Source organism: Devosia sp. A16 (genome assembly GCF_001402915.1).
GTDB lineage: Bacteria > Pseudomonadota > Alphaproteobacteria > Rhizobiales > Devosiaceae > Devosia_A.
This window is the reverse complement of the sequence record NZ_CP012945.1, coordinates 804,600-816,807: the sequence shown is the minus strand read 5'-3', so window position 1 is coordinate 816,807 and position 12,208 is coordinate 804,600. Positions and strand designations below refer to the sequence as shown.

The window sequence follows — 12,208 nt, the reverse complement described above, 5'->3', positions numbered from 1 at the left end:
CCTATTTCATGTAGCCGAAAAAGCGCGGCTGGATGGTGCCGGCGACCGCGGTGGCCGCGGCAGCGACCGTCTTCCAGACAATCTCGGTGTCGGCGGTGAACTCGTAGTTGAGGCCCGTCGCCGCCAGCGTCGTATTGGTGCCGCCGGCCTGGCCGGTGGTGGCGCCGGTGGCGATGAAGCGGTCATCGTCCGCGGCATCGCCGATGGCGAAGGCGAGGAGGGGCGAACCGTTGCTGTCGAGGTCGGGCACCACCACCGAGATCCCGGTGAGGACGAACCCGCGCGGCGCGACGAACAGGCCCACGGTCTTGTTGAGCGCGAGGTCGCCGACGGCGAGCGCCACATCGGCGCCCAGGCACTTCATGGTCCGGGCAAAGCCCTGGTTGCCAACCTGCGGCTGGCTATAGGCATTACGATCAGCCACGGCCGATCTCCTTTTGGTGAGGGGGAATGGGAAGGAAGGCACCGGCGGTGCGTTGATCCTCCCCCGCGGGGCGGGGGAGGGGGACCACCCAAGGGGTGGTGGAGGGGGCAATCAGAGCTTGCGATTGTGCACCGACTTGCCTTCTCCCCTTGTGGGAGAAGGTGGCGCGCAGCGCCGGATGAGGGGTCCGCGAAACGAAGTGTAGCGCGCTCGGAGCGCAAGCAACGAGCGATTGGAGTACGCGGAGAGGACCCCTCATCCGCCCTTCAGGCACCTTCTCCCACAAGGGGAGAAGGCGATCACCGCACTGCTGGAACGGACGAGGGCGAAGCCCTCGCTTAGCTGTTCCCCACCCCGGCGACGAACCCGGTCACCATGCCCCAGTCGACGAGGCTGCCGATGGTGGCCGAGGCTCCCGCCGCCAGCGGGGCCTTGGCGATCTTGCCGACGCCGTACTGGGCCTCGATGCCCATGCCGGTGACGAAGTCGTAGTCGCCGTCTTCCAGCGTCGTGGGCCGCGGCATCTGGCCGAGGGCATAGGCGAGCGCGCCCTGGCCACAGAGGAACACCGGCTCGACATCGATCCCCGCGGCGCCGGCGCCCTTCAGCAGCAGGCGCTGGGTGATCTCGGGGATCTCGACATAGATCACCCCGTCGTAGACCAGCGCCCCGCCGGTAAAGAGCGGGTTGGCCTTGGTCGGATCGCCCCCTTCGCGGTTGCGGGCGTCGCGGTTGGCGGCGGTCATCACCGGGTCGGCCTTGAGGTCGCGGAAGCCGCGGGCGCCGACGAAGCAGACAAACCATTCCTGGTCGCCCTCGGCCTCCATATAGGGGCTGATCTTGGGCCGGCCGTTATAGACGCCGGGGTTGTTGGGATCGACCCCGGTCTGCTTGGCCTGGTCCTTCAAGAGGCTGCCCACTGCCGCCGACATCTTGTCGCTGGTCGCTCGACATTGCCCACCGCGGTGGCGAAGGTGGTCGAGTAGTTGGAGAGCGCCGAGCCGAACACCACGCGGTCGGGGTTGGCGGTGACCCAGGCATTCTTGTTGCCGGCGGTCGCCGCCGACCACTTGATGCCGTTGACGCGGTTGCCGGGGTTGCCGAAGCGGCCGGCCTGCATCGCCGAAGTGGGGATCGACAGCAGCGCATCGACCAGGTCGTCACGGACGATGCGCTTGGACCAGCCGCGCAACAGGCTGCGGGCGGTGGAGCGCACCGAGAACGAGCTCTCCTTGTTCTGCGCCCGGTTATTGGCCACGGCGTTTCGGGCCCAGTCGGCCCAGAGCGGCATGCCGTAGCTGTCGATCTGCTCTTCGTTGCCGCGCAGCGTCCCGGCGCCGACGCCATCGCCCGAGAGCTGGGTGACGAGCGGCACGCGGATTTCCTTGCCGTCGGCCTCGAGGTCCGACATGCGCACGATCACCGAGGTGGAGTCGTCGCCCATATAGGGGTCGAAGCGCGACGAGCGCAGGAAGTCATAGGCGACATCCTGGCGGAACTTGATCACTTCATTATTGGGGTGGTTGGGAGAAAGAGCCATGTCAGATGGTCCTGGGTTTCAGCCGGGCGCGCTTCAGCGTCGCCGGCGGGTGGTTGCCGAGAACAGCTCGGCATCGGAGGGGTCGCCGGCCGCGGATGCGGGGCCGGCGGCGGTGCCGATGCCTTGCAGCGAGGGGATATGCGGCACGGCTGAACGACGGGGGGCTTCGACATTGGGCTGGGCAGCGCCGCGCAGCTGGGCGAGGAAACGCTGCTGGACCTCGGGGTCCCGCATCGCCTCGTCGAGCACGCGGTTGCGATAGGCAGCGGGGTCGCTGCCGATCTCATCGAACGCCTGGCGCTTCTTGTGCCAGGCGACGAGCTCCCCATAAGGGTGGTTCGAACGCATGATCCGGAGGTAGTCGGTCTGCACCGCCGGGTCGGCCTGCATGGCCTGGCCCAGCGCGTTGTAGGCGGCCCGTACCGTGTCCGACCCATGCTTTTCTTCCGCCAGCAGCCGGGAAACCCCCTGCCGCTGTTGGAACAGCTGCTCGTGGATCGGGGTCACCAGCGAGCGGCCCCATTCATCCGGGTTGTCCCAGAATTCCGGTGGCCGCGCCGCCTGCTGCTGCGGCTGCAACTGCGCCTCGAGCCGATAGAGCCGCTGCTTCAGCTCGTCCCGGTCCCGCTCGGCCGCCCGCCGCGCATCGGCTTCCTCGCGGAGCCGGGCAGGGGGGATGGCAGGTTCGGGCCGCGCTTCGGCAGCCGGCGCGATGACGGGTTCCGCCGCGGCTTCGGCAACGGGCGCTTCGCCCGCCACCGTGGCGTTGAACAGGGCGGTGTCGTCGGCCCCGGGCGAGCTCTCGCTCGTCCCGTAGCTGTTGGTGTCGTCGTTCATCTCGTGTCTCCCGGACTTTCGCGTCCGATTGGCGTGACCCTCACTGTCGCGGAGAGCGCTGCGAAACCGGCATAAGGGCGCCGGCTGTCCCGTGCGCCGTATCGTGGCGCGGACGGAATTCGTGGTGTGGGAGCGGTGCGGGCCTTGGGAAGTGGCACAATTCTTCCCACCCACCGGCTGTCATCCCGGCGAAAGCTGGGACCCATCTACCCACTTGCGCTGCGGCGAGTTGGGTCCCAGCTTTCGCTGGGATGACACCGAGTCTGAGGGGGCTTCAGGTGCACAAAACCTACTTCGTCTACCTGCTCGCCTCGCGGCGAAACGGGACGCTCTACACCGGCGTCACCAACGACCTGATGGGTCGTGTCGCGCAACATCGCGAGCACGTCGTCGCCGGCTTTACCAGCAAGTACGATGTCACCCGGCTGGTGTGGTTCGAGCCACACGACTCGATCGAGGCAGCCATCACGCGAGAAAAGCAGATCAAGACGTGGCAGCGTGCTTGGAAGATCGAGCTGTTCCGGGACCTGAACCCGAATTGGGATGACCTGTTTCCTTCGCTTGGCAAGGGCATCTGGTAGGCACCGGGCCAACCCACCCACCGAGTTGGAGGCCCCTCAGGTGTCCGCTTACCCACCCTGTCGCGCCCGCACCTCAGCCGCCCGCAACTGCAGCGCCCGCCCGGCCAGCTCCAGCTGTCGGTTGGCACGCCGTGCGTCCTGCTCCTCGCGACGGGACAACAGCTCGTCCTGCCGCTCCACCGCATCGATGCGCTGCTCGACCTCTTCGGCGGCGCGTTCGGCGCCGATATCGACCGCCTGCGCCCTGAGCTTTGCCGTCTCGGCTTCGGTCTTGCGGTTGTCGAGCGCCTTGCCCTCGAGCTCCAGCATGGCCGCCTGCTGCTGCAGCATCGCCGCCTGTTGCTCGAGCGGGTTGGGCGGCTGCGGCCGCTGCCGCGTCGCGTCGCGGAATTTCTTCTTGGCCGAGGCCGGCATCGAGGAGGTTTCGATCAGCACTTCCAGCGCCGCCGCGGCCACTGCCGGCTGCAGCAGCGGGCCGACCGCCTGCAGCGCCTGGCGCACCGAGTCGTTGGTGTCGGCCTGCATGGTCACGGTATCCGGCCCCTCGTCGAGGATGATGTCGACATCGAGCGCGCCGAGCGCATTGGTGATCGTCGGCACTCCGGTCGCCGGGTCGATGGCCAGCCGGTTGACCGCCAGCCAGTTGCCCAGGCCCTCGTCGTCGGTGACGCGGATCCAGCGCTCCGCCGTCCACAGGCTCTGTACCGCGTTCCAGATTGCCCGGTAGACCCGCTGTTTCCAGCCGCGATAGCCGAGCAGGTATGGGCCGAGCTCGGCAACGCCCGCCTGCTGCTGCAGCGCGATGGCCCGGCCCGACATATCCTGGATGCCCGAGCCGATCAGCGCGGGGTTGAAGCCGTAATTCTCGATCTCTTGCTTCGCCTCCTCGAGGAAGCCCAGGTTGGCGTTGAGCTCGGCGCCGCGCGCCGCATCGTCGAATTGCGGCATCTCGGCGCCCACCGGCACCACCACCACGCCATCGGGGCGGGCGAGCTCGGCGCGAATCTTCTCGGGCTCCAGCCCTTGGCCGTCGCGGATGACGATGCGGCGCGACTGGCTGGTGTGCAGTCCCTTGGAGCGGCGCTGGTTGATCTCGTCCTGCGCCGATTTCATGTTGCGGAAGAAGCCGTAACGGTCGCCGTCGTGGTCGACATTGGCCGAAAACATCACGTATTTCGAAATGGTGCGGCGCTTCTCGTCGCGCAGGTAGCTCTCGCCCTCGGCGAGGATGGCGGCGCCGGTATAGATGGCGAAGCACCACTGGTTGCCGCGCTTGTACCAGTGGTCGATCACCCGCACGCGGCGGTGGTGCTCGTCGCCGGTCACCCATTTGTCGTCGCTGTCCGGGTTGCTGGTGAGCTCGCTCCCCAGGTCCACCGAGGCTTCGATCTCGCGCTGTTTGTCGGGAAAGGCAGCGAGCAGCTCGCCGGCATCGGCCCATTTGCCGATCCCCATATAGGCGGCGTCGGTGAAATCGGCGCGGGTCGAGGTCGGGTCGTAGAAGAACCCCGCGGGGTCCACCACCTCGAAGCCGATTTCGGTGTCGCCCCGGTCGCCTGCTTCCAGCGTCAGCTCGAGCCCGCCAATGCCGTCGACTGCGCCGTTGAGCGCGGCGATCGGCGATTTTTCCTGCCAGCGCTGCTCGTCGAGCACATAGCGCAGCACCGCGGTCGCCACCTCCGCGCCATCCTCGTGGCGCGGCGTGCGGGCATAGCCCTTGGGGTCCTGGCGCTGCCGCTCGAGCAGGCCGACCACGGCGTTGATCTTGCGCGCCAGGCGATTGTAGGTGACGACGGGTTGCTTGCGCTGGTTCAGCGTCTTGATCTGCTTGGCCGTCCAGTGCGCCCCATGATAATAGCGCCGCGCTTCCTGCTGCTCGTCGATCTCGGCGCGCTTGCCATCGAGATAGTTCAGATAATCCTGCTTCAGCCGGGTTAGCGACCGGCCAGGCACAGTGGCCGCTGGGGCAGGGGGCGCGACTGGCGCAGCCGCGGTGTTGGCGAAATCGCTCATCGGAACTCCTAAGTCCGTCGCGGGCGGGTCGAACCACGCGACTCGCCCTACGCGCGGTAGGCGGGGTCCCCTCTCCCCTGAGGGGAGAGGGCAGTGCAGCTAGGACCGTCAGGTCCGTAGCGAAACTAGGGTGAGGGGTTCGGTCTCTCGGCGAACGCGCGTTGCGCCGCCTCACCCCTCAACCGCCCTACGGGCACCTTCTCCCCTGAGGGAGAAGGGGAAGGGGGGCCATGCAGCGGCACACTCAATAACTCTGCCAGTCACCCGGCGTCGCACCGCCGCTCACTGCCGCGTACCCCGACCGCCGCAGCTGCGGCTCGGTCGTCGGCCGGGTCCGCACCCAGGGGCGAGACATCGCGGCATAGCGCCAGTCGTCGGCAGCGTGGTCTTCCATGTCGGTGTCGAGATCTTCGGGCCGCGCCGGGTCGTGCCGCAGCATCGGGATGGTGCGGATCGAGTCGCGGCAGGTGGAAAAGCAATAGATCATCGGCCGCCCCTCCGAGTTGGGCTTGCCATCCTCGTCGAGCGTGGTGCCGACGAAGCGCTGGCGCAGCATGTCCCAGCCGCCCATGGCTCCGCGCTGCGACACCCGCTTGTTGTCGGCGCCGCGAAAGAAGATGCGCTTGTCGCCCGAGCCGAGCGTAATGCGGCTCGCGATCGAGGGCCCGCCATCCTCGGCAAGGGCCGCCGGGTCGAGCACGCCCAGCCCAACCGTTTCGGTCTCACGCTGGGCGAGGCCCTTGCCCACCTGTTCGGCGGTGAGCTTCAGCCCCTTGTTGGGCTTGCCGGGTTCGCACCCATACCACTCGCGATAGCGGATCAGTGCGCCGCGCGGCAGCAGCACGCCGCTCACCGGGTGCCGGGTGTCATCCCCGACGATCGCCCACCAGCCGAACGAGAACGGCCGGGCGCTGCCCCAGTCGCCTGAGCGGAACTTCGCCCAGTCCGCCGGAATACCGAAGGGCTCGACGACATGCAGCCGCGTCTGCCAGCAATCGAAGAAGGCGCCGTCGATGATGTCCCAGTCGCCGTGCCGCATGGCATTGACCAGGGCGGCGCTGCCCAGCCCCTCGAGCCGCGCCTCATAGGTCGGGTCCTCGGTGGTGAGCGTCGGGTTGTCCTCGAGCCGCGCCGGAATGAACTGGCGCAGCATGCCGCCTTCGGCCGCACTGGTGCGCTGGATTTCGAGCGGCGCCGCCGCATCGATGAAGGTGGTCTTGACGAACTGGTGCCCGACCCCGCCGGGGTTGGCGCCGCAGAGGATGCGCGGGAAGCGCCCGCGATACTTATCGGGCACCGCAATGCCGGTCATCCGCACGCGGTTGCGCAGGAACCGGTAGATCACCTCGGTGAAATGGGTCAGCTCGTCGATCAGCAGCACGTGCATCTCGGCGCCCTGGTACTTGAAGCGGTCCTTCTCGTCCTTGCAGTGGCAGAGATAGATCTTCGAGCCGTTCCAGAAGCGGATCTCGTCCTCGACGATCGTGACGAAACCGCATTCCACCCAGCCGGCGAGCAGCGCCCGAAAGCCCGACGGGCCCTCCATGTGGTTCTTGCTCAGGTCCTCGCGGATGCGGCGAAACAGGTAGACCTGCAGCCCGGCGATCTCGGCGCACCAGCTGATCGCCGCCTGCCGCATCAGATGCGACTTGCCGCCCCCCGCCGCCCCGCCATAAAGAATTTCGGTCGCCGCCGAGCCGAACGCCACCCACTGCTTGGGGTGGAGCGCAATGCGCAGGGCCTCGGGATGTGCGGCGCTACTTGTCGCTCCCTTCGTCGCGCTGTTCGCTGCGGGCATCGCTCGGCATCCCCTCGAAAATAATGGTCGGCCGCATGCTGCCATCCGACGAGCGATGGTCGACCGTGGCGTGCTTGGAATGCAGGTACGGCGCCGCCTTGTTGGCCGCATCCACCCGCTCGCTGCGCGGAATCTCGGGGTTGCGCATGATGGCGAGCAGGAAATCCAGCGGCGTCTGCGCCGGATCTTCCGGCGCGTTGCGCGGCCAGGTCGAGTCCGGGTTCGGCGGCGGGACGGCTGTGGGCTTGCTGCCGGCACGAGGCATCTGACACCTTTGATAGCTGCCATGCAGGCCGGACGGTTGGGCTGGGGCTTGCCCCACCCACCGAGTGTCATCCCAGCGAAAGCTGGGACCCAACTCGCGGTTGGCGCAGATGGATAGATAGATCCCAGCTTCTCGATGGCCGGACATCAGCTTGGGTCCCTGTTGCACCCGCCAGCATCCAGCCAGCGGATTCGTCCGCATCAGGGAAAGGGCGGATCGGCCCAAAGATCGAGACGGGTGGGGCACTGAATTGCCCCCAGCCACCGGGTTTCGTCCCAGCGAAAGCTGGGACCCAACTCGCAGCCGGCGCAGGTGGATAGATGGGTCCCAGCTTTCGCTGGGATGACACCGAGTAGGTGGAGAACACGGTGGGCACAACCGATTCACCGGCGCCACCCAACCCCAGCAATGTCCAGACAAGCCAAACCACGCGGTGAACGGGACCCGCCGATCGGCTTTCCCGTCACCGTGGGCCCGGAGGCAACCCGCCGAAGCGTCCCCTCACAGTCGGCCCACATAAGGCGGCGAAGCTCGCTGCCTGATGTTGAAACTAGGGTGATTGCGGCGGGGGTGCAAGCACGGGCTTTGCGCTCACCACAGGGCGACCGCGACTGTGAAAAACAGTGCCCCCCTCGAAAACGCCGATGGCGCGGACCCGAGGGCCCGCGCCACCGCAACTGGCTTCTGCCGCCTTACTTCACGGCGACGACGGTGCCGGGCGAATACACCACCGTCCGGCCCTTCAGTTCGACGAAGTAGACCCGGTCGTTGGTGTAGAAATAGGCGTGGTCCGGATCGCCTTCGATCACATGCAGTTCGACCGTATCGGGCACCACATAGCCGGCATCGATATTGCCTTCGATCACCACGGGCTCGGTGGGATGGAGCCGCGCATATTCGACCGAGGCGTCGGAAACCACCGTCGCGCCGAGCACGGCGCCGGTGAAGCCACCGATGACGGCGCCGATCGGGCCAAAGATCAGCCCGCCCGCCACTGCGCCGCTGACGCCGCCGGCGGTGCCGCCGACTGCCGCGCCGGCGTCGCTCTGGGCCGACGCCGCGCCGGCAGTGAGGATGAGAACCGACAATGAGGTCAGGATCAATTTCTTCATTTTGGGTATCCTTCTTGTGTGACCAAACCCGCAGAGTGAAGCCCACGAGCGGCCATTCGGTTCCGGCGATGGTCGCGAAAAAGCGGTGGCGTTGCGCGGCAGGCGCGCTCGCCCTGGTGCAACCGATGGGAGAAGCAACGATGCAGGGGACGAGGAAGAAAGGACGCAGCGACACCGGAGGGCTGCGGCAGTTCCTCGGCCTCGAGCAGCAGCAGGCCTGGCGGGACGGCGACAGCGAACTGCCTGACGCCGAGGAGCGGCCGGAAGCGACCGAGCTGCGCTTCAAGTACCTGCCGCGCTATCATAAGCTCGCCGCCCGGCCGCAGGCGGCGGAGGTATTCGAGTTGCTGCGCCTCTATGCCAGGCAGTGCATCCCGATGCCGCGCCGCACCGAGCGGTTCTGGTGGTCGGTCTCATGCCTCCCTTCCACCTCCGACAAGCCGCTGGTGCGGGTCAATGCCAGCTGGATGGAGCTCTTCACCCTCTATGCCGATGGCGATGGGGTGCGCGGGCGCTTCATCGTGCACCTCTCCGATTTCACCACCGATGGCTCGGTCACGCCCGAGCAGCTCGATGAGCTCCGGCTGACCGGGAGCGTCGCGGCGGCGGAGGATATCGGCTGGTTCTTTCCCAACGGCGCCGACATTTTCGGCATCCGGGTGCGCGGCGCCGCGTCGCTTCGCCAACTGCTCGCCACCCCGTGGATGCGGCGCGCCATCCGCCGCTTCAACCTCACGCACATGAACCGCGGCCGCAACGCCTACCAGGCGAGCCACAGCTACAGCGTCGCTGATCACATGGTGGGTGAGGGCGGCTGAGCCCGCCCATCTGCTGCGCCGCCCGCTATTCCTCGCCCGCCTTCCGGCTGCCGGGAGACCTCATCCAGCGCCGCAACAGTCGCAGCAGGAAATAGGCGATGAGAGCGGCGAGTCCATACACCGTTACTGCGACCACCGGGCCTTGCCTCTCCACGGCGGTGCCGAAAATGGCGACCACCGGGACCAGCAGAACGCCGATTGCATCGGCGATGCGGTAATCGAGCCGTGCCGCTTTGTGGATGGCCCAGCCGAGGAGGCCGCCGACAATGAGTGCGCCGATCGTCGCGCCGACGATCAGACCGCCCAGATATGCTGGATACATGGTTGCTGCCTCCCCAGGCGCGATAGGCGCCACTCGACCTGTCGTCAGCTCGTCGGTGGCGTGGGACCGCCGCGCTCGGTTCGCGCCAGCAGCGCGATGGCCTGACCGCGGCCGGAGACTCCGAGTTTTCTCAGGATTTCGCTCATGTGGTAGCTGACGGTGCGGGGCGAGTGGCCGGTGATGATGGCGATGTCGGCGTTGGATTTGCCCCTGGCCGCCCAGGTCAGCACTTCGAGCTGCACGCCGCTGAGATTGGCGGCCAGCAACCGTCCGTCACTGTTCTCCCCGGACAGTGCCGGCAGTTGCGCCCGCATCTGCGCCACCCGGGCGATGATGCCGGCGCAATCGACGGCGAGCGCGTCGAGCGGCTGGTCGGCCGTGGTGCAGACGATGGCGACGCTCTTCAGCCCCGCGGCGCTGGGCAGCGGCAGCACCCTGCCCGATAGCGGCGGGGCGTCGCGGACCAGGGAGCGCCAGCGCGGATCGGGCTGGTCGCCGGCGGCCAGTTCGCGCGTGTCGAAGCTGAAGGCCGTGTCGCCGCCGAGGATACGGGCGATGATCGGATCGGCCTGCAGCAGGTCGTGTTCACGCAGGCGCCCGAGATGGCCCGGCAGCTGCTGCAACGGCGTCGACAGCATCTCTTCGGCGCTGCCGAAGTCCAGCGCCAAGAGGAACCCGTCGATGCCGAACGCGCCCAGGCCTTCGGACAGGGCGCGCATCAACGCACCCGGATCGGCCGCCGCATGGATCCGCGTGATGCTCGATTGAAGTTTGTCCGCAAGTAACCGCGGCATGCTTGCCCTGTCGCGCTCGTGTGCCGAAGCTACGATCACGCTTGGGCCGTCGCAAGGCGGGTTCGGCAATATACTCGGGGAGCACTGCCCTTCGTTCGTTGTTGTCCGGGTTCCCGCCGCCGTCTCAGCCGGTCCGCGCCATCCGGGGCTGCCAGTGCTGCCGGCCGTCGCCGGAACGGTCCGGAGCTTCCTCGGCGACGACGAACACATCGACGATCCGGTCGAGCTGCTGCGCCTGGCCCTCGGTCTGCTCGATCGCCGCATTGGTTTCCTCCACCAGCGCCGCATTGTGCTGCGTCATCTCGTCGATCTGACGCACCGCGGTGGTCACTTCACTGATGGTGCCCGATTGCTGCTGCGTGGCATGGGCAATGCCTTCGATCAGCGAGCTGTTCTCGCGGATGCCCGAGAGCATCAGCTCCAGCTTGGCGCCGGCTTCGGAGACCAGCTTCGAGCCGCCGGCCACCTCGCTGGTCGATTGCTCGATCAGCAGCTTCACCTCCGATGAGGCATTTGCCGCCGACTGGGCCAGCCGCCGCACTTCGACGGCCACCACGGCAAAGCCCTTGCCGGCGTCGCCGGCGCGTGCCGCTTCCACCGAGGCGTTGAGCGCCAGGAGGTTGGTCTGGAAGGCGATATCGTCGATCAGCCCGATGATGTTGGAGATCTTCGCCGAAGACGACGAGATACGGCCCATCGCTTCGTTGGCAAGCGTCATCACCGAGCCGGCTTCCTCGGCGTTCTGCGCCACAGTGCGGGTCTTGGTGTTGGCGGCATCGGCGCGCCGCGCATTCTCGGCGACGGTCTCGGCCAGCTGGTCCATCGCCGATGAGGTCTGCGCCACCACGGCGGCCTGCTTGCTGGTGCGTTCGGCGAGATCGTTGGCGCCCGAGAGGATCTCGCCGGTCGCGGTCTTCAGCGCGCCAGAAGTGCCGCGCAGCTGGGTGACGATTTCAGCCAGCCGCTCGGCGACATTGTTGGTGTCGTCCTTGAGCGGCTGCAGCGCCGGATCGAACTCGGTGGTGATGCGCTCGCGCAGGTCGCCGGCGCTGAGCTTCTTGAGGGTATTGCCGGTCGCCGTCACCGCCCGCATCACCTTGTCGGCGTTCGACTGCGCGAGGTCGGCGGCCTCCTCGGTCACCTTGTCGAAATAGATGCTCACCGCATGATCGATGTCGATCAGCACCGCCTTCAGAATGTCGGCCAGCGCCGCGGCCAGCCGGTCGGCATCCTCGAGCACGCGGGTGGCGTCGGTGCGTTTCAGCCCCATCAGGCCGGCCGGATGCAGCTTCAGTGCATCGGCCATGTAGTCGTGCACCACGCCCTTGACCAGCTGCTCGACGATCACCCCATAACCACCGATATACCAGCGGGGCTCGAGCCCGATCTTGGCGTGCCGCAGCCCGATGCGCTGGGTAGCCCGCACATAGTCCTCGTCGAACCGGCCGGCGGCGATCTTCTTCCAATGGTCGATCTGGCTGTTCTGGGCGCGTCTCACCTGGCTGTCGTCGGCAAAAAAGCGGCTGACCTCGGGCACGCCGGCGATCTTCTCGTAAAAGCCGTGCAGCGCCACCGGCAGGTGCTTGTCGACATAGGGCTGCACCGTCTCGATGCGCGCCAGGGCGTCGGCATCGAGGCCGATGAAATCCAGTCGGGTCTTCAGCGTAGCGGATAGGTCAGTCGATCCGGACAAATGTGCCTCCA

General features: G+C 67.2%; 13 protein-coding genes. 2 read left to right on the top strand and 11 right to left on the bottom strand.

Annotated elements, in window-relative coordinates:
* Nucleotide 1: 1 nt before the first annotated feature.
* The 4 genes from APS40_RS04060 to APS40_RS04045 form a co-directional block, all read right to left on the bottom strand.
* Nucleotides 2-424, bottom strand: coding sequence for a hypothetical protein (locus tag APS40_RS04060; RefSeq protein ID WP_055045846.1), 423 nt, complete (start codon nucleotides 422-424; stop codon nucleotides 2-4).
* Nucleotides 425-762: 338 nt separating this feature from the next.
* Nucleotides 763-1,356: a phage capsid family protein gene (locus tag APS40_RS25435; RefSeq protein WP_055045845.1), complete on the bottom strand. Its 594-nt coding sequence runs from the start codon at nucleotides 1,354-1,356 to the stop codon at nucleotides 763-765.
* On the bottom strand, nucleotides 1,329-1,964 hold the full coding sequence (locus tag APS40_RS25430) for a phage capsid family protein (RefSeq protein WP_055045844.1): 636 nt from the start codon (nucleotides 1,962-1,964) through the stop codon (nucleotides 1,329-1,331). The genes APS40_RS25435 and APS40_RS25430 overlap by 28 nt, the downstream gene beginning before the upstream one ends.
* A 33-nt stretch (nucleotides 1,965-1,997) precedes the next feature.
* On the bottom strand, nucleotides 1,998-2,801 hold the full coding sequence (locus APS40_RS04045) for a hypothetical protein (protein ID WP_055045843.1): 804 nt from the start codon (nucleotides 2,799-2,801) through the stop codon (nucleotides 1,998-2,000).
* Between the two features lie 278 nt (nucleotides 2,802-3,079).
* Here APS40_RS04045 and APS40_RS04040 point away from each other — a divergent pair, with 278 nt between their 5' ends.
* Nucleotides 3,080-3,382, top strand: a complete 303-nt coding sequence (locus tag APS40_RS04040) for a GIY-YIG nuclease family protein (RefSeq protein ID WP_335338178.1) — start codon at nucleotides 3,080-3,082, stop codon at nucleotides 3,380-3,382.
* Between the two features lie 48 nt (nucleotides 3,383-3,430).
* Here APS40_RS04040 and APS40_RS04035 read toward each other — a convergent pair whose 3' ends face one another.
* The 4 genes from APS40_RS04035 to APS40_RS04020 form a co-directional block, all read right to left on the bottom strand.
* Complete coding sequence (locus APS40_RS04035) at nucleotides 3,431-5,395, bottom strand: portal protein (RefSeq protein WP_055045841.1); 1,965 nt, start codon at nucleotides 5,393-5,395, stop codon at nucleotides 3,431-3,433.
* 244 nt (nucleotides 5,396-5,639) lie between these two features.
* Nucleotides 5,640-7,193, bottom strand: a complete 1,554-nt coding sequence (locus APS40_RS04030) for a terminase family protein (RefSeq protein WP_197279431.1) — start codon at nucleotides 7,191-7,193, stop codon at nucleotides 5,640-5,642.
* Nucleotides 7,153-7,458, bottom strand: a complete 306-nt coding sequence (locus tag APS40_RS04025) for a hypothetical protein (RefSeq protein WP_055045840.1) — start codon at nucleotides 7,456-7,458, stop codon at nucleotides 7,153-7,155. Before APS40_RS04025 ends, APS40_RS04030 begins: the two co-directional genes overlap by 41 nt.
* Nucleotides 7,459-8,150: 692 nt before the next feature.
* Nucleotides 8,151-8,570: a DUF1236 domain-containing protein gene (locus APS40_RS04020; protein WP_055045839.1), complete on the bottom strand. Its 420-nt coding sequence runs from the start codon at nucleotides 8,568-8,570 to the stop codon at nucleotides 8,151-8,153.
* Between the two features lie 140 nt (nucleotides 8,571-8,710).
* On the opposite strand from APS40_RS04020, the gene APS40_RS04015 reads away from it, so the two are divergent.
* A complete protein-coding gene (locus APS40_RS04015; protein WP_055045838.1) occupies nucleotides 8,711-9,388 on the top strand; it encodes a hypothetical protein in 678 nt (225 codons plus the stop codon).
* 25 nt (nucleotides 9,389-9,413) lie between these two features.
* On the opposite strand, the gene APS40_RS04010 is transcribed toward APS40_RS04015, so the two are convergent.
* The 3 genes from APS40_RS04010 to APS40_RS04000 form a co-directional block, all read right to left on the bottom strand.
* Entirely contained in the window at nucleotides 9,414-9,710 is a 297-nt protein-coding gene (locus tag APS40_RS04010) for a hypothetical protein (protein WP_055045837.1), read from the bottom strand.
* Between the two features lie 44 nt (nucleotides 9,711-9,754).
* Nucleotides 9,755-10,429: a helix-turn-helix transcriptional regulator gene (locus tag APS40_RS04005; RefSeq protein ID WP_236884192.1), complete on the bottom strand. Its 675-nt coding sequence runs from the start codon at nucleotides 10,427-10,429 to the stop codon at nucleotides 9,755-9,757.
* Nucleotides 10,430-10,628: 199 nt separating this feature from the next.
* Nucleotides 10,629-12,197, bottom strand: a complete 1,569-nt coding sequence (locus tag APS40_RS04000) for a globin-coupled sensor protein (RefSeq protein ID WP_055045835.1) — start codon at nucleotides 12,195-12,197, stop codon at nucleotides 10,629-10,631.
* Between the last annotated feature and the right edge of the window lie 11 nt (nucleotides 12,198-12,208).